Origin of the sequence: Hoyosella sp. YIM 151337 (genome assembly GCF_026041215.1) — a bacterium.
Classification (GTDB): Bacteria; Actinomycetota; Actinomycetes; order Mycobacteriales; family Mycobacteriaceae; genus Hoyosella.
This window is the reverse complement of the sequence record NZ_JAPEIQ010000006.1, coordinates 92306-110260: the sequence shown is the minus strand read 5'-3', so window position 1 is coordinate 110260 and position 17955 is coordinate 92306. Positions and strand designations below refer to the sequence as shown.

At 63.4% G+C, this 17955-nt stretch carries 13 protein-coding genes; 4 read left to right on the top strand and 9 right to left on the bottom strand.

Features of this window, described 5'->3' with window-relative positions:
• Nucleotides 1-48 precede the first annotated feature (48 nt).
• From ONR57_RS01885 to ONR57_RS01875, 3 genes are all read left to right on the top strand, one after another.
• Entirely contained in the window at nucleotides 49-1497 is a 1449-nt protein-coding gene (locus ONR57_RS01885; protein ID WP_265121162.1) for a sugar porter family MFS transporter, read from the top strand.
• Nucleotides 1498-1684: 187 nt separating this feature from the next.
• Nucleotides 1685-5134, top strand: a complete 3450-nt coding sequence (locus ONR57_RS01880; RefSeq protein ID WP_265121160.1) for a hypothetical protein — start codon at nucleotides 1685-1687, stop codon at nucleotides 5132-5134.
• Nucleotides 5135-5174: 40 nt separating this feature from the next.
• A complete protein-coding gene (locus ONR57_RS01875) occupies nucleotides 5175-6119 on the top strand; it encodes a dipeptidase (RefSeq protein WP_265121158.1) in 945 nt (314 codons plus the stop codon).
• Between the two features lie 4 nt (nucleotides 6120-6123).
• Here ONR57_RS01875 and ONR57_RS01870 read toward each other — a convergent pair whose 3' ends face one another.
• The 4 genes from ONR57_RS01870 to ONR57_RS01855 form a co-directional block, all read right to left on the bottom strand.
• A complete protein-coding gene (locus ONR57_RS01870) occupies nucleotides 6124-6942 on the bottom strand; it encodes a DNA-formamidopyrimidine glycosylase family protein (protein WP_265121157.1) in 819 nt (272 codons plus the stop codon).
• Between the two features lie 3 nt (nucleotides 6943-6945).
• The gene (locus ONR57_RS01865; RefSeq protein WP_265121156.1) at nucleotides 6946-11511 is read right to left on the bottom strand and encodes an ATP-dependent helicase; all 4566 of its coding nucleotides are present in this window, start codon (nucleotides 11509-11511) and stop codon (nucleotides 6946-6948) included.
• Between the two features lie 39 nt (nucleotides 11512-11550).
• Complete coding sequence (locus ONR57_RS01860) at nucleotides 11551-11922, bottom strand: hypothetical protein (RefSeq protein ID WP_265121155.1); 372 nt, start codon at nucleotides 11920-11922, stop codon at nucleotides 11551-11553.
• 132 nt (nucleotides 11923-12054) lie between these two features.
• Nucleotides 12055-12456: a hypothetical protein gene (locus ONR57_RS01855; protein ID WP_265121154.1), complete on the bottom strand. Its 402-nt coding sequence runs from the start codon at nucleotides 12454-12456 to the stop codon at nucleotides 12055-12057.
• Nucleotides 12457-12602: 146 nt separating this feature from the next.
• On the opposite strand from ONR57_RS01855, the gene ONR57_RS01850 reads away from it, so the two are divergent.
• Nucleotides 12603-13058 carry a GNAT family N-acetyltransferase gene (locus ONR57_RS01850; protein ID WP_265121152.1) on the top strand — a complete coding sequence of 152 codons (456 nt, stop codon included), beginning with the start codon at nucleotides 12603-12605 and terminating at the stop codon, nucleotides 13056-13058.
• Here ONR57_RS01850 and ONR57_RS01845 read toward each other — a convergent pair.
• The 5 genes from ONR57_RS01845 to arsC form a co-directional block, all read right to left on the bottom strand.
• Nucleotides 13053-13484 (bottom strand): SRPBCC family protein, encoded by a 432-nt coding sequence (locus tag ONR57_RS01845; RefSeq protein WP_265121150.1) that lies wholly within the window; start codon nucleotides 13482-13484, stop codon nucleotides 13053-13055. The two genes, ONR57_RS01850 and ONR57_RS01845, sit on opposite strands and share 6 nt — an antisense overlap.
• A 72-nt stretch (nucleotides 13485-13556) precedes the next feature.
• Nucleotides 13557-15551 carry a BCCT family transporter gene (locus ONR57_RS01840; protein ID WP_265121148.1) on the bottom strand — a complete coding sequence of 665 codons (1995 nt, stop codon included), beginning with the start codon at nucleotides 15549-15551 and terminating at the stop codon, nucleotides 13557-13559.
• Between the two features lie 86 nt (nucleotides 15552-15637).
• On the bottom strand, nucleotides 15638-16411 hold the full coding sequence (locus ONR57_RS01835) for a tyrosine-protein phosphatase (protein WP_265121147.1): 774 nt from the start codon (nucleotides 16409-16411) through the stop codon (nucleotides 15638-15640).
• Nucleotides 16412-16415: 4 nt separating this feature from the next.
• Nucleotides 16416-17420, bottom strand: coding sequence for an alpha/beta fold hydrolase (locus tag ONR57_RS01830; protein ID WP_265121146.1), 1005 nt, complete (start codon nucleotides 17418-17420; stop codon nucleotides 16416-16418).
• Nucleotides 17421-17549: 129 nt separating this feature from the next.
• Nucleotides 17550-17900 carry an arsenate reductase (glutaredoxin) gene (gene arsC, locus ONR57_RS01825; protein ID WP_265121145.1) on the bottom strand — a complete coding sequence of 117 codons (351 nt, stop codon included), beginning with the start codon at nucleotides 17898-17900 and terminating at the stop codon, nucleotides 17550-17552.
• Nucleotides 17901-17955: the final 55 nt, after the last annotated feature.

The window sequence follows — 17955 nt, the reverse complement described above, 5'->3', positions numbered from 1 at the left end:
TCGGCGGTAGCCTCACCTCACCGGCAGCGCGAGAGGAAGAGGCAGGCGATGACCACTCACCCTGACTCCCCAGAGACCTTCAACCGTTTCAACATCCGGATCATCGGGATATGCGTCGCCGCTGCGCTCGGCGGCTTCCTGTTCGGTTTCGACACCGCAGTCATCAACGGTGCAGTCGACGCTATGACCGAGACCTTCGCGCTCACTCCCGCGCTGCAGGGGTTTGCGGTCTCGTCAGCACTTCTCGGCTGTGCAGCCGGTGCGTGGTTCGCGGGCCCTATCGCCAACCGGCTCGGCCGAGTCCCGGTGATGCTGATCGCCGCGTCGCTGTTCCTCGCGTCATCGATCGGGTCTGGACTGGCGTTCACCGTCGTCGACCTCATCGTCTGGCGCGTGATCGGTGGTCTCGGTGTCGGGGCGGCATCCGTAATCGCGCCCGCGTACATCGCTGAAGTCTCGCCCGCCCGCATTCGGGGCCGACTCGCCTCGCTGCAGCAACTCGCAATTGTCACTGGTATTTTCGCGGCACTCCTGTCGGACTCGATGCTGGCGGACCTCGCCGGCGGGTCGATCGAGATCCTCTGGTTCGGGCAAGAAGCGTGGCGCTGGATGTTCATGGCTGAGGCCATTCCCGCCGTCATCTACGGCTTGGCGGCGCTCAGACTGCCGGAATCGCCCAGATACCTCGTTGCGAAGAACCGCATTGAGGACGCGACCCGGGTGCTGCGGGTTTATACCGGCATCGTGGACGTGTCAGACAAGGTCACGGCAATCAAGGAATCGCTGCGGGCGGACCACCGATGGTCCCTCGCTGACTTGCGGGGGCGCCGGCTCGGCCTCAAACCGGTGGTGTGGGTTGGCATCTTGCTATCGGTGTTCCAGCAGTTCGTTGGTATCAACGTCATCTTCTACTACTCGACGACGCTGTGGCGCTCGGTCGGCTTCGAAGAGGCGGACGCCCTGCAGATTACGGTGATCACGTCCGTCACAAACATCGTGGTGACCCTCGTCGCGATCGCCCTAGTCGACAGGGTGGGGCGCAGGCCGCTTCTTCTCACTGGCTCGGCAGGGATGTTCGTGTCGTTGCTGACGATGTCGATCGCGTTCTCTCAGGCCACCCTCATCACCAACCCGGATGGGACGACGAGCGCTGACCTCCAAGGTGGATGGGCGACCACGGCCTTGATCGCGGCGAACGCGTTCGTTGTCTTCTTCGGGGTCAGCTGGGGTCCGGTCGTGTGGGTTCTGCTCGGTGAGATCTTCCCCAACTTCATCCGTGCGGGCGCGCTCGCAGTCGCTGCCGCAGCGCAATGGCTGGCGAACTTTGCGATTTCTACCACATTCCCGACGTTCAGCGAGATCGGACTGACCTTTGCCTATGGCTTCTACGCCTTCTTTGCCCTCCTGAGCTTTGTGTTTGTGTTTACCCAGGTCCCCGAAACGAAGGGCCGAGAGCTCGAAGACATGTCCTACGAGGTGCACTCACGCCGTCGCTGACAGCCATTTACCCGTAGATCATGTCCGCTCTGTGGGAATTATCGCTCGAATAGTGCCCAAAGCGCCGGCGTGTCGCGGCCCGGCGGGAATCCGCGGTGACGCTCGGCGCCGCGCGCCATTAATATCGTGGATCGGTCGGTATCGGGAGTCCGGGCAGCGGCCGCACGTAGCGAGTCAGGGAAGAAGGGTGGCGTTAGTGGCGCAGGGCGGCAGCGTTCCATCGAGTGGTTCAGCAGCATCGATTGGAGACTGGCTCAGCGACCGCGAGTACGAGATAACCACGCGGCTCGAACGGGCGACGCTGGTGATCGAGGCGCACCCCGGTCCCGCCGCCGCGGAGGATATCGCGCGCGCTTACGCACAGCAGGCCGCGCGTCTCGCCGGTCCTGGCGTGTCACCGGGCGCGGCATTGGTACGCAAATATCCGGCGCTGACTTTGCTCACCCTGGTCTCCCACGCATCCGCAACCGGGCGGACATCCGATTTTTGGGAAAGCTATTGGGCCGCACTCGGCATCGCGCGCGACTCGAAAACCGAAGCTGACCTGCGCCAAGCCATTCCCAAGCTGCTTCGCAGGTTCTCCCTGGCCGAGTTTCCCAGGCTGCGCGGCCGCTACGTGCACATCCTCAGCGTGCACGCTGGGGTGCCGGTGCCCCACGTTGCAGCGCTTGTCGGCGTGCTCGCTGATCATCTGGCGCGCGGGGGTGAACCGAACGGCTCCAGCTTCACGAACTGGCTGACCGATCCGCGCAAACCGCACCGCCTCGCCCGTGTGGACGTGCCGGTGCGCACCTTTATTACTGAAGGCGGCGAGTTCGCGATCGACTTCATCGATCGGGTACTCGATATCGTCGCGGTGTCGATGAGTAACCCCTCGACGTGGCACGGCACCGTCGGCACACTCGCCGTGACGAGTGGTTTGCCAGACGTGATCTTTCAGCAGGCAGTCGCCGCGATTACCGAGTTGGAGCAGCCTGGCTCCGAGCGTGGGCTCCTCGCGGGGGACGGCCACATCGAGCCGCCGCGGCTGCGCCTTGACATTGCTGATGGCGCTGTGCAGCTTCTTGTTCCCCATCCGCCCGCGCAGCCTGGCGATCGATGGCAGATCTCCGCGGACGGAGATGTCACTGACGTGCGCGTCCCCGGCAGCATCACGCACCCAGCGAACCCCGCCTGGATGACCGCACCGCACGCGCTGCACACCATCACGAGCCCCGCGCGGCACGTCAGCGCCGAACATCCGTCGATCCCGCGGCGTTTTGTCTATTCCCTGGTGGATCCGAAGGATCCGCTGGTGCTGTTTACCGATGGTGGGAAACTGCTCGGACGGCGGCTGCCGGTGCCCCTCGGCACCGTGTACGCGCTTGTCCCACGCGGCCACCAGGTGGTCGACAGTGTGGCGGGCAAGGCTGTCGAACCGGATGCTGACCGTGGCCACCCCGCGGGCTGGGACGATTGGCAGCTGCTGCAGATCGATACGACGGAGCGGCGTTCGCTGCAACTCGTCAAGGGCACCGACAAGGTCGGTACCGTCCGCCTCGTGCGCCGCAGCTACCTGCCCGAAGTGCTCTTGGCTGATCCGCTGCGCGGTGTACGGGCGGCGAACGGTTCACCGCTGTACAACGAGCGTCCCGCCGTGTGGCTGCCGGGTGACGCTTTGGGACACAAGGTGCAGTGGCGGGTCAGCGCACGCCGCCTTGGTTCGGCAGAGTGGGTCGCGACCTTCGTGTGGACGCTCGAGGGTGAGGACTTCAGCTGCGATCCCTTTGACGAGGTCACTGCGGGTCTCTTCGGCACCTACGAGATCGTTGTTCGCGGGCCGCTCGGTGCGGACCTGCGAAAGGTCGTCCATCTGGCCGAAGGGCTCGATGTCTCGGTCAGCCCGGACTATCGGGTGCCCGCACGCGGCGGCCAGTCTGAATCGCTTATCGAGTTGACGTGCGACAGCGCGCTCACCGCGGAACCCGGGTCACTGCATTTCGGAAGCGATGAGTCGGAGAAAGTCGCCGTAGTACGCGGGGCAGGAGCGCTTCCCTTGCTCGTTCACCCGCCGCAAGCGGAGATTCGTCTTTACGACGCAGGCACGCAGGGCGGCAGCGCGCCGGTGCCGTGGTCGGCCCTTCCCCATGTCGTGACAGTCCAGGAACTGTCCGAGGACCGGATACTTGCATATCGCGTCCCAGCCACAACCGATATCAACACCTGGGTTGAGCTGCGCGACCGCAGTGGCAAGGTCCGTCTGCAAGAGCCACCGGGTTACAACGAGTACACCGATGCTTTCGAGGTCTCCACAGCACGGCTTGCGGCGGGCTTGGGGCGGCTGCGTGCGGCGCGAATCACCGCCGTTGTTCAGGCCGAAGGTGAGGACCCGCATTTTGTTGATCTCGCGAACGTGCGTCCCGCCGGATTGTGCTCCGAGATCCGGCTCGACGGAGACGCGCTGGTCTTCGATGACCTCGCCGAGGTGGCAGGACTCGCGGCGCAGATTTGGCCGGAATCCGCGCCCTGGATGGAAATGGTGGTGCTGCCTGTCCGTGAGGAGCGCGTCGCGCTGCCCGGCGACCTGGTGGCGGCGGGCCCGCTGCGAGTGCGACTCGTGGTGAGCGATCAGGCAACCGCAGCAGCGACCCCGCCGCCGGACACGGTTCGCCTGCCACAGGCTGGCTGGGTACGCAGCGGAGACCCGGCGATGGACGCATTGGCGTGTTGCCTCGCCGGCGAGGCTGACCTGCCGTCAGGGCTCGCGCCGAGCCCGCACATGTGGACGGCGCTGCATGTGCTGAGCACTGCCGATGACCATGAGGAAGTTCGCGCGGGACTTGGCGCGATGCTTCGCGAACAGCCCCGCGAAGCGGTGCTCGCGCTTACCCACAGCACGATTCCCGTTTCTGAACAGCCAGCGCTGCTGATCAGCACCGGGCTGGCGCAGGCGAGTTTCGAAATTGACGATCCAGCGGGGGCGACTGGTGCGAACTCGTGGGTACAGTGCCTCGTCACACTCGCGGATCTTCCGCAGTTTCAGCGTGGCGGTGAAGAGTGGGAGACTGCCCGCGAAGAGCTCGACGAGCAGGGTGGAGAGGCGCTGCTTCGCGTTCTGGATACCGGACGTGACACCGAACTGGCGAAAGCGCTGTTCGATCACACCACGGTGATGCTTCACCATATGCCAGCTGAGCAGGTCGATCAGATCTTCAACGTGGCACGCATCATCCCCGGTGCGGTGCTAGACGTCGACACCCGGGTAAGTGCAATCGCGGAAGCATTCGCGATGCGTGAGCGCTGGGCCGAAACAACGAGTCACACCGAACTCATCGTGCGTGCGAAGAAATTCGTCCGCGCGATCCGCAAGGCCGGAAAGCAGTTCTACGATCAGATCGCGATCCGCAGCGACGCCCTGGGAACTGCTGACACACAGGCACATCCATGGCTGATGATCCCCATGGTGTCGCTGATCATGGCATTGCTCGCTCGGCTTGAAGCACACGGCGGAGTGAAGGATGGCGTTATCGACAGCGACGTCATGGGAGCATGGGCCGATCTCGCCAGACTGTGTCCACAACTGACGCGCATCGACCTGGTGTTCGCTGAGTCTCTCATCGTGCACGCCAGGATCGAGTCGGGGCTGACGTGGAAGTGACATAGCGCGGTCCAGGTTTCCCGGGCGTACTGTCAACAACATGACATCCGCCCTGTGGGAGCAACATTGCTGTCTCCCGTTGTCCGCCAACGCTGACCTCGGCGCTCTCGCCGCCTACGGTCCGGGTTTTGTGTCCGTGAACGTCGGATACGCGCTGCACGACAAGGCACACGTTCTCGGAGTTATCGACCACTTCACGCGCGGAATCGCGAAGGATGATCGGCTCGTGCCCGCAGACAGTTGGAACGCGGTCGACGCAGCCGTCGCAAACGGAAAAACCGCTGTTGCTTTTGATTTGGAGGATTCCCGGCCGCTTGACGGTGATCCCGCGAACATCGAGCTTTTCTACCTGTTAGGCGTGCGCACCCTTCTGCCAAGCTACAACTTCGTCAATGCGGCTGGATCGGGCTGTCTGGATGCGGTCGACCGGGGCCTCACTGCGTACGGACGGGAACTCGTCACGGAAATGAATCGAGTCGGCATGGTCGTCGACGGGTCGCATTGCAGCACGAAGACTGGGCTGCAGTTAAGTGAGGCATCCGCGTCACCGATGGTGTACTCCCACTCGTGCATGCGCGCGGTGTGGGAACACGAGCGCAACATCACTGACGAGCAGGCGATCGCATGCGCGGAAACCGGTGGTGTTGTAGGGATTACGGGTGTAGGAATCTTTCTCGGACCGAACGAGGCGACGGTGGACGCGATGATCCGCCACATTGATTACGCTGTTGACCTCATCGGCATCGACCACGTCGGCGTCGCCTCCGACTATCCCTTCGACTACGAGGATTTCCGTGCGGAGATGCTGAGCAATCCGCAGGTCTTCCCGGAGCCCTACACCCGTTACGGCCCTATCGATTTCGTTGCTCCGAGTTTGATGCTGCAATTGCACGATGCGCTGGCGGCGCACGGGTATCCCGATGAAGCGGTGCACAAGATCCTTTGGGCGAACTTCGCGCGAATTGCCGCTGCGGTCTGGCGCTGACGGTTCACCGTGGGCTGGGGCGCGCCTGGCAAGTGGGGCACAGGTAAACGATTCTTTCGTCCGCTGTTGGCCGTGCGCCCTGCGTGAAGCCCTCCTCGGCGATCAGGTGTCGCTGGATCAGGGTGCCGCAGCGCCAGCAGGGTTCGTGTTCACGTCCGTATACCCACAAGGTGTGGCCGCGCCGCATGTTGCCGGTGGTGCAGCGCTGCGCGCGGTCCTTGTTGGCCCATAACATCCGGTGCGCGAGGGCAAGCAGCGCATCGAGGTCGTGCACGCTGGCGGCGGGTGTGCGCGGGTCAAGGCCACGGACGAAGCACAATTCGCTCCGGTACACATTGCCGATGCCTGCGAGGTTCCGCTGATCGAGCAGTGCCATGCCAATTCCGCGTGCAGGACGAGTCAGGATCCGTTCCCGAGCTTGCCCGATATCCCAGTCCGAACCGAGGAGGTCCGGGCCGAGGTGCGCGGTGCGGGCCCCCGCGTCAGATGTGTTCATGACTTCAAGAATCCCGAGCCTGTAGCCGACCGCTTGCCAGCTGTCTGTCTCGAGCACGACGCGTGCCTGCCAGGCTGGTTTTCGCCATTTTTCACCGCTGCGGTACGCGTGCCACGCGCCTTCCATCTTGAGATGAGAATGTATGACGTGATCCCCAGCCTGGATGAAGAGGTGCTTGCCGTGCGGCCACACGCGCGCCACGGTAAGACCGGCGAGGTCGAGGTTCGCGTACGTGTTTACGCGAAACTGGGTGCGTGAGAGGACGTTGCCTTCAAGAGCTGCGCGGAGCTTGGCCGCGGTGCGATAGACGGTGTCGCCTTCAGGCATCGATTACCGCCGGAACCGATAGCCGCGCGGCACCACCGCGAAACCGTTTTCCGATAGTGCGCGCGCGAAGAAGCCAGCCGCGCCGGTCGCGTGTTCAGCCTGTGGCGCGGGCACACCATTAATGGTTTCGATGAGTAGTTTGTCGAGCGCGCCGCCCTGTGCCGTCGTCACCAGCGCACGTGCCGCGGCGTGGAGCGCGTCGTTCTCGTCGCTGTAGACGAGAACGGTTTTTCCGCCACGTTCGAGGTACACCTGCAACTCGCCATCGACGAGAACAACGAGTGCGCCCGCCTTTCGGCCCGCACGGTGACCGCCCGCAGGCGGGTCGGGCCACGGCAGTGCCGCGCCGAAGGGGTTCGCTGGATCCACCGCCGCTAGTGCCACCGCTGTCCCGTCGGGTGGTGCCTCGGCGACGCTGCGCAATTCATCGACCACCGCTGACGTGGCGAACTGAGCTGCTCCCAGCGTCTCGACGAAATAGCCGCGGCGGCACAACCCGCGCTCCTCCAGCTCTCGAAACACCTTGTACAGCACGGAGAAACTCGACGTCGCGGGATCGGTTGTCCGCTCAGCGGTCAGGACGTTTTTCGTGACGAGCCCGTATCGAGCGAGCAACTGCTCACACATGCCGTGTGCGCGCACGGTGGAATCGGGTTCGAGGTTCGGAACTAACGACCAGCGTCCCGCCACTGTTGGTGGCCCTGACCTGGTCGGCAGCGCTGCGCGTGGCAACCGGGTGGTCCGGAATGTGCGGGCCCGCGCAGTCGGCCGACGGGTGCGGTGCGCGGTACCTGTGCGCCCCGACGACAGACGGGCACGCACAGGAGAGTATGTGTCATTGGTGACGAGACCGGCCCACACGAGTTCCCACAACGCGTCGATAAGGGCGGCGTCCGCTGGCGCTTCAACGCCCTCTGCCAGGCTGTCACGACCCACCGCGTCCGCGAGGTCGCGGAAGAAGTACCCGCCCCCGCGTACGAGGACGGACTGGATGCGCAGAGCCACTGACGACACGTCTGTGGCGGCGGGTGCCAGTGTGATCGAAGCAGTATCAGCGAGGTGGAGGCTGATCCAGCCGTCACGCGTCGAGAGGGCCCCAGCGCCGGACCACAGCACTTCGCCGGACGCGGTGAGCTCGTCGAGATAGGCGGGTGAATAATCACTGACTCGGGGCGCGAGAACAAGAGGCTCCAGTGCGGACGCGGGCAGCGCGAACCCCGCAAGCTGGTCGATCACCGCGAGTACGCCGTCTGCACCGCGGCTGCCGCGTGCACCCACACCGAGCCAGCTTGGCAGAAAACGTGCGAGCGCCGTGGTACTGACGGGTTCGATCGCGTCACGGAGTTTCGCGAGTGAACGCCGGCGCAGCACTGCAAGCACCCCGAGGTCGCACCACTCGGGGATCCCGTCGTTTCCAGGCCGGAATTCGCCTTCGACAATTCGGCGATCGGCGGCGAGCGCCCGCAACACCGAGACGACGAGTCCGTGCGGGAGATTGAAACGCGCGGCGACAGCCTGCGCCGTGAAAGGGCCGTGTCCGCGCGAGTAACGCGCGACAAGGTCGTGCAGCGCGTTCGGCACGGCGTCAAGAAACGCAACCGGCACGCCGACGGGCAAGGGCGCACCGAAGGCATCGCGCACCCGGCCTGCGTCTTCGGACACAATCCACCAGGTACGGGCCCCGAACGTCACTTCAATAACGCGACGGTCCTCGCTGAGGCCCCGCAGCCACCCGGCTGGATCGGCAGCGCAGCGTTCCGCGATTTCTGTGCCGGTGAGCGGTCCGATGGTGCGCACCATGTCGATGAGCTTCTCTGCGCTATCGGCTTTGCGGGAGCGCCACTGCAGGTAGTCCTCGTAATCAGCGATGATGTCACCGTCGAGGAGATCCCGCATTTCCAGTCGGCCCAGGAGTTCTGCGAGCAGCGCGGTGTCGAGCGACAGTGCCGCGGCTTTGCGTTCCGCGAGTGGGGAATCACCCTCGTAAATGAACGCTCCCGTGTAACCGAACAGCGCCGACACAGCGAATGGCGAGGGCGTCGCGGTCTCGGTCTCGACGATCCGTATTGCCCGGCGTTCCACGCTGGCGAGCAGCCGCGTGAGCCCGGGCACGTCGTACACGTCTTGCAAGCATTCCCGAATTGCTTCCAGGACCACGGGGAACGTGGGGTAGTTGCGCGCCACTTCGAGCAACTGCGCGGAGCGCTGGCGCTGCATCCACAGTGGAGAACGTTTGCCCGGATCCCGCCGCGGCAGCAGTAAAGCGCGCGCAGCGCATTCCCGGAACCGCGCTGCGAAGAGCGCCGAACCGCCGATTTCAGCGGTAACGATTTCGTCGATTTCGTCGGGACTGAACGCGAACAATTCAGCGCCGGGCGGTTCTCCCTCCGTGTCGGGCAGCCGGACGATAATCGCGTCGTCGGTGGTGACGGCAGCACCATCAAGCGCGTAACGCTCGCGGATCCGCGCATTGACGGCAAGCGCCCACGGCGCGTGCACCGGCAGCCCATAGGGGGAGTGAAGGATGATGCGCCAGTCACCCAGTTCGTCACGGAAGCGTTCGACCAGCAACGTGGTGTCGGACGGGACAACGGACGTAGTGTCGCGCTGCTCCCTGACGAAAGCGATCGTGTTCGCGACGGCGTTCTCATCGAGCCCGGATGCGGTCAGCCGATCACGGACGTGTGCGCCGTCGGCCGCGATCTCACGAACGAACGCGCCAAGTGCCGCCCCCAGTTCAGAAGGCCGTCCCAGGCTGTCGCCGATCCAGAATGGAAGCCTGCCGAATTGACCGGGGGCGGGGGTTACGAGTACTCGGTCATGAGTGATGTCTTCGATTCGCCAGCTCGTCGCGCCGAGGGCGAAAACATCACCAACACGCGACTCGTACACCATTTCTTCGTCGAGTTCACCCACCCGCGTGTTCTTTTCACCCACCATGAGAACTGGGTACATGCCGCGGTCGGGGATGGTTCCGCCGGAGGTCACCGCGAGGCGCTGTGCACCGGGCCGTCCAGCGACCACACCGGTGTCGCGATCCCAGACGATGCGCGGCCGCAGCTCCGCAAACTGGTCCGACGGGTACTTGCCGGACAGCAAGTCGAGCGTCGCATCGAACGCGGAACGCGGCAGCGAACTATACGAACCGGTACGGCGAACGGTGTGGAACCACTCCTCAACATCCAGGGGCTCGAGCGCGCACGCAGCCACAGTCTGCTGCGCGAGCACATCGAGCGGATTAGCCGGGATCCGCACGGCCTCAATAGCGCCTGCCCGCATCCGCTCTACTGCCACCGCGCAGTGCAGCAGGTCTGCGCGGTGCTTGGGGAAAAGCACACCGCGAGATACTTCGCCGACTTGATGTCCAGCGCGGCCGACACGCTGCAGGCCGCTTGCTACTGAGGGTGGCGATTCCACCTGGATCACGAGGTCGACGGCACCCATGTCGATACCCAGCTCGAGGCTGCTGGTAGCGACAACACATGTCAGACGGCCTGACTTCAAATCGTCTTCGATGACAGCGCGCTGTTCTTTGCTGACGGATCCGTGGTGTGCCCGGGCGAGTACCGCGGGAGCGTCGCGGGCAGTGCCACTTTGTGCGATCATCTCGGCGGGCGAGCGGACCTGGCCGGGAAGCTCGAATCCGAGCCGCTCACTGTAGATCTCGTTGAGCCGGGCGGTCAGGCGCTCCGCGAGGCGCCGCGAGTTCGCGAACACGATCGACGAGCGGTGCTTGAGGATCAAGTCAGCCAGCTGCTCTTCCACATGGGGCCACAGTGAATTCGCGGAGAGGTTGTTCGCACCGGAAGTGCTTGAATCCTGGGCCGGGGTGCCGACGGCGGGGGGTACGTTCGCCATATCCTCGACGGGAACTGAAACGGTGAGGTCGAAGCGCTTGTCCGCTGGCGGCGCGACGATGCTGACCGGCCGGGCGCCCGCCAGGAACCGTGCGACCTCGTCGTGCGGCCGGACGGTCGCGGAAAGGCCGATGCGTTGCGCAGGCTTATCAAGCAGCAGATCGAGACGCTCAAGTGACAGGGCGAGGTGGGTGCCCCGCTTGGAATCCGCGATCGAGTGAATCTCGTCCACGATCACGGTATCGACGCTTTTCAGCGTTTCTCGCGCCGACGACGTCAGCATAAGGAACAGCGATTCGGGCGTCGTGATGAGAATGTCCGGGGGATTGCGCAGCATCGCTTGTCGCTGTGCATTCGGGGTGTCACCGGTTCGCACACCGACCGTGACGGCAGGCGGTGTAAGCCCCTTAATCTTCGCCGTATTCGCGATGCCGGCGAGAGGGGCGCGAAGGTTGCGTTCCACATCGACTGCCAGGGCCTTCAGCGGTGATAGGTAAATGATCCGGGTGTGGTGCTCGTCCCCGGCCATCAACCGGTCGAGCGCCCACAAGAACGCGGCGAGCGTTTTCCCTGAGCCGGTCGGTGCGACAACAAGAGTGTGGTTGCCCGCGCTGATTTCGCGCCACGCCTCCTCTTGCGCCGCGGTGGGGCCGCCGAACGCGCCGCGGAACCACTCGCTCGTGGCGGGGGAGAAGGTGTCTAGGGCACTCACGGTTCCATGATGCCGTGTCCCCCTGACAACTCTTCACGATCATTGCAGAAAGTCGGACACCTCGCGCCCCGGTGTGAGCCTCTTGTTGTCCGCCGGCGGGTTCTCAAAATGACTGTCACGCTCCGCGCGAATGGGTTTAATCCTGCTCGCTATCCTGTTGGTGCCTTCTAGCGACATGCCTGATCCCTGGGAAGTCCAGTTCAAGCTCGTCGATTTCTCTGCCACGGAGGATACGGACACGAGGTCTGTTGGCTGAATCGTCGCTAGTGTCAGCGGATTGAGTTCCGGACGGGACGTTGGCGTCGAGTCCGGGTGCGGGCCCTGCCACGGCGATCCGGGCGTCGTCAGCGCAGCCGTGCAGGTCAAAGCGCGACGCATGGAGGTGGACGTGCCGCCAGTCCGCGTCTGCATCGTCGTTTCTCACCTGTGGCGGGAGTTCCGTTTCAGGAGTAGCCGTGAGGCTCACGATTGGTTCGTCCCAGGCACGGTCGATTTTCTTCAGGCGCTGAAGACCTATGATTGACGATTCTGCAGGCGTAAAGATCAGTAGATAATTCTCGGTCGGCTCGGTGACGTCACGATCCCAGTTGATATCACGCCCGCGAGCGTGAGCCCGCACCCGTATGTTCCTGCGCCTTGCCATTGATTGCTTGGCACGTGCAACACGATCTCGCCGTGCAGTGTCATCACGACTGGATTCGACGAGAACGGGACAGTGGCCTCCTCAACCACCTCCCACTCCGAGAAATCGGCGTCGTCGTGCAGCGAATCCGCCTGCGTGAACTCGACCGAGACTGGCCCGCAAGCAATCCCGCTCTTCAGCGTCACAAAGTCCCTGCCCACCGTGAGCAAACTGCCCGAAGCGCGTTCAGCGAGCGTATCGGCGCCAGCACTTCCGAACATGAACTGATGGTGGTCAACCGTGACGAACCCTGAAATGCCCATTGACTGCAGTATCGCACTGCGAGAGGAAGCGGGGATATCAGGACGAAGGGACTCAGGAAGTCTGAAGCGCGCGGAGGTTGATGCAGTCGGGTGTTGACCTGTGGAGGCAGATTTGGTGCGGTGGTGGCATGTGGATTCTTCGGCCAGTGCGGGACACTGATTCGTCGCAACTCATCGACTTGATCGGCACGTGCTGGGCCGAATTCCCGGGATGCATTCTCGACGTCGATGCGGAGGAGCAGTGGTTGCGCGCGCCAGCCACGGCGTATGCGCAGTACGCGGGTGAATTTTGGGTGGCTGATGATGACGGCGAGGTTGTGGGTTCTGCCGGTTATCGTCCAGTGACGGACGCGATCGCCGAAATGAAAGGCGTTTACGTCAGTCCAGTTATTCGGCGGCAGGGGCTCGCCAGCGTGCTGGTTAAAAACGCTGAACAAGCAGCGCTTACCGCTGGATTTGATCAGGTGCAGGCGTGGTCGGACACGCGGTTTACCGGCGCGCATGTCCTCTACGAGCGTCTTGGGTATCGGCGTACCGGCCGTAGCCGCCGGTTGGAGGATTTGTCGGATTCCACGGAAATCGAATTCACCAAGCCGCTATAGACGATCGACGGCGGCCTGCATCGAGGTGACAACCTTGTTGCCGAGCCGCTCGAAATACAGCCGCATCACGGGTGACGCCAGTTTAGCGACCCCGTGGAACGTGATGTCCGCGGTGTATCTGACTTCGGTGCGATCGCCCAGCGGCCGCAGCCGAATGTCGTCGACCGACGTTGCGGTTTTGTTTCTGCCGACGAATTTGACGTGATCCTCGCGCATCGCGACTAGTTCGTACACCAGCTCGGTCTCGCGCCCCAGCACGCGCGAGGTGTTTCGCCACTTGGCTCCGGGGCGGAGGGGCCCGGAGTCCACCCGCGCGCAGGCCACCGTGCCAGGATCCCACTCGGTCGCGTGAGCGAAATCAGCCAGGTAGTCAGAAGTGACCTTGTTCGGCTTGTCGACGACGAATGTGCGGTGGACATGCACCATTTTTTCCTCCGAGATGTCAACGGCTCTTTCGCTGACATTCGGAGGAAATAACAGGGGGGATTGGCGGGCCCGCTATTTATCTTCGGCGGCTGGGTCCCCATTCTGCTCTGCGGCAACGATTGCACCCTGGTGCGAGGCCGCGAACTCCGGAGTGTCGAAGACTTCCCCGCCCAGCGGGTCTTCGACGGGCGCGGCGCTCACGATGACGGTGCCTGTTTCTGGGTCGATCGCGACGTCAGTGGGTGGCACCGCACGAACCGACACGAGCAGCCCGGAGCTGTCGCGGCGCGGTACTTGTGGCTGCCAGGTGGACAGACCCGCGAATGTCGCGGAAATGCCGCGGACACCGCGCCACGCCCGTTTCGGGCCATGCTGGGGGAACGGACTGGACGGTGGCGGTGCGGCGATGGGCAGGGTGATGCCACCTGATGTCGCTGCCGCGCTTTCGGCCGGTGTGCCCGCGTCCCCGGCACTGCTCGACACTTGTTCCACCCGCACGTAGGTGGGCATTTGCGCCACGTCATACCGGAAAGCGCGCAGTAGCGAGAAACAGGCCAGCACCATGATGATCGAGAACGGTACGGCTGTCGCGATTGATGCGGTCTGCAGGGCAGTAAGGGCTTCACCGCCACCAACGATCAACAGCACCGCAGCCGCGAAGCCCTCGAGGACTGCCCAATATACGCGGGTGATTCGCGACGTTTCCACGGCTCCACCGGTAGCGAGAATGTCAACGACGAGGGAACCGGAGTCAGATGAGGTTACGAAGAAGAACACCACGACCAGGATCGCGACGACGCTAGTTAGGGCCGCCAGCGGGAGCGTGTCGAGGTACGCGAATAGGGCAGTGTCGGCGTTCACCGCTCCCTCGGGTGCGACGTCACCGACGTCGCGCTGACGCAGGATGGCCGAGTCACCGAAGATCGTGAACCACAGCGAGCTCACCAGTGTGGGGGCGAGCAGTACACCGGCGACAAATTCGCGGATGGTGCGGCCGCGCGAAATACGTGCGATGAACATGCCGACGAACGGGGCCCAACTGATCCACCAGCCCCAGTAGAAGATCGTCCATCCGGCAGCCCAGCCGTCTTCGGAGAAGGGGGCGGTGCGCAGCATAAGCTCCGGCAACGCCTGAACGTAGTTACCCAAATTCTGGACCCAGGCCTGCAACAAGAAGAGCGTGGCGCCTGCGACCGCAACAAACAGTGCCAGCATCGTCGCGAGGGTCATGTTGATGTTTGACAGCCACTTCAGGCCTTTGTAGACGCCCGACACCACTGACAGGGTCGCGATCAGCGTGATGACCGTGACGATGATCAGAATCCACTCATTCGACGCTTCGATCCAGCCAAGGAACTCTAGGCCGGACATGATCTGCTGCACACCGAAGCCGAGCGAGGTCGCGACACCGAACAGCGTGCCCACGATGGCCACGGTGTCGATCGTATGGCCGATCCAGCCTTCGACGCGTTCACGGCCGAGCAGTGGCTCGAGCAGCCAACGCACCGCAAGTGGGCGGCCTTTGCGGAAAGTCATGTACGCCAAGCCAAGACCGACGACGACATAGATGGACCACGCATGCAGGCCCCAGTGGAACATCGTCAGTTCGAGTGCCTGGTTGGCCGCCGCATCGGTGGCACCCGCCACTTGGCCGGCCTCCGGGGGCGTCAGGTAATGCATGAGGGGCTCAGCGACGCCGTAGAACAGCAGGCCGATGCCCATGCCCGCGCTGAACAGCATCGCGAACCATGAAAGAAGGCCGAACTCGGGCTCTTCGTCGTCGCGACCCAGCCGGATTCTGCCGATCTTCGTCACCGCGCAATACACTGCAAATACGACGAAGCCAGTGGCGGCCAGGATGTACCACCAGCCGACACCGTTCGCGATGAATTCATTAAGCGTCGAGAACGCGTCTTCCGCGGTTCCGCCATATACGGCCGCAAATGCAATGAGAATGACGATTGCCACGGAAGCGGGGACGAAAACGGGCTTAAGCAGCGACGACCAGGCCCTCACGAGCGCCGATCCGCTCCCGGAAGTGGCGTTCTGCGGAGGTTTTGCGGACACACTTCCTCCTCTTTCCATTTCACTTGTTAATTACAAAATTACCCCACCGCGGAATACGCTGCGATCTGTTAGCCCGGAAATTCTAGTCAGCGCCCGAGAAGCGCGTGCCGGACCGCATCGAGGGCATCACGGTCAACGCGCAGGCCACGGGTGACGTAGTCCTCGATAGTGCCGAAATGCTCGGTGACCGAGCGGCGTGCTTCCGCGAGGTATGCCGGTCGCACCTGGAGGACTGGCTGCAGCAGTTCGCGCGTGAGGCCGCGCTCGGCGGCGACCGTGTAGATGGGTGCGAATAGTTCTTCCACCGCCGGGTTCACTGCGAGGTACTCGGCCTCGAGATCTGCTTCGCCAGCACCGGCAAGCCACAGCAGCATCGTGGCGGCCCAGCCGGTTCGGTCTTTGCCGGCGGTGCAATGGAAGAGCAGCGGATGGTTCGCCGGATCCGCGACAACCTCGAAGAAAGTGCGATACGCGTCTTGTGCTGCCCCATCGAGGACGAAGAAGCGGTAGATCTTGGTGATTTCACGTTCGGCGGAACCGTCCGCCAGGAGGCGGGTGGCGCGCTCGGGGTCAGCTAACGCGCGCGCAAATTGTGCGGCGACGCCGTCCGGCCGGGCCGCAAGGACATCGGCGATTACCGTCTTCACGCCTGGGGGCAGCTCTGTTGGCTGGCGCAGGCGCTCAGGACCCGAACGCAGGTCGATGACCGTGCGGACGCCGAGGCGGTCAAGCGCTTCGGCATTACTCTCGCCGAGGTGGGCGGACCGGTAGAAGACTCCACTCTTGGTGTGGTGACCGCTGCCAGTGGGGATTCCGCCGAGGTCGCGAAGGTTGGGGATTGTATTCGTTATTGAGGGCACGTTCTCAGTTTTGTCGCTCTTCGATTTCTTCAATGAATTCGGTCGCCATCTGCGCAACCAAGTCCGGCTGATGGCTGGGCAGCCAATGCCCGCCGTCGACGAAGCGTATGCGGCAGTCAATGGCCCATTCAGCAGCACCCGCCTGCGCGGGTGGCGGGAATAGCTTGTCGTTTTCAGGGACGATCACCAGCGAGGGCACAGGCTTGCGCGGTTCACTGGTATTTCGGGGCGGTTTGGCGCCGAACAGGAGACTGTAGATGTTCGCGGAGTAGATGCGTAACCCGTCACGGTTACGGGACGCTAGCCGGCGTCCATAGCCCGCGGGTTCAGACCCTTTTTCGAACTTCCATTTCGCGAACAGCATCGCGGCGTCCGCGACGCCGACCCGGAACAGCGCTGGCGCGATAACAGGTACCTGGAAGAACGTCATATAGGTGTTGATGCTCCATGTGGAGAACAGATCACGCAGGTGGTGCCAGTTAAAGCGGAGCTGATCGCGCACCCAGGCCGAGTAGTACTCGGCGGAAGCGGAGCCGATGGTCGTCAGTGAGAGCAGTTCGATGCCGTCGACCGGGTTCAGTGCGAGGTCCCATGCTGCGGCACCGCCCCAGTTGTGGGCGAGCAGATGGACGCGCCCGTTGTCGGCGACTGTGCGTGCCACGGTGGCGATGTCGTTCGCCAACTGGGAGATTGTGTACTCGGCGACCTGCTTAGGCCGGTCGGATCGTCCGGCGCCGCGCATATCGAACAACACCACGTGGTACTGCTCCTGGAGCAGCGCAGCCACGGGATCCCAGACGCCATGATCGTCGGGGAATCCGTGAACGCAGACGACGGTCGGCTTAGCGGGATCGCCCCGGGTGTACAGCGCCAGGCGGAACCCGTCTGAGGTGATAACCCATTTATCGGGTTCGGTTCGCTGGGTAGGCTGCGGCCGGCGTGGCTCCGCAGATGATTCCGTGGCGTCACGCGTACCGCCATTGCCGGAGGTGCGCTCCGTGTTTGCCATGAAGACCTCTATGTCGTTCTCGGCTGGACTGAAGGCTGCTGTCTTCGTACGTTACAGGCAGGCTAACGCAGGATGGGTCATGCTGCTAGCACCTGCAAGCGGAAGTGCACTTTCCTCAAGCGCTGTCCGTCACAAGATTTCGGTAACCGTGTGGGCCGGCCTGGCCAGGCGTACGCCCTTGGGGGTAGCGACGAGTGGCCGCTCGATGAGAATGGGGTGCTCGAGCATCGCGTCGAGCAGTTGATCGTCGGTTACGCCGGGTCCATCAAGCCCGAGTTCCTTGTAGAGCTTTTCCCGTTTGCGTATCGCATCGCGGGGTGACAGCGACGCCGCCGCGAGCAGTGCGGTCAGGGTGTTTCGGTCGGGCGGCGTTTCAAGATACTTGACGATATCCGGTTCGGTACCGGTCTCGCGGATGAGGGCAAGCACGTTGCGTGAGGTCGAACACCGTGGGTTGTGGTAGATCGTCACATCGCTCATACGAACAATGATCGCCGACTTGCCCACAACGCGTCGCAAAGGGGCGATACTTAGC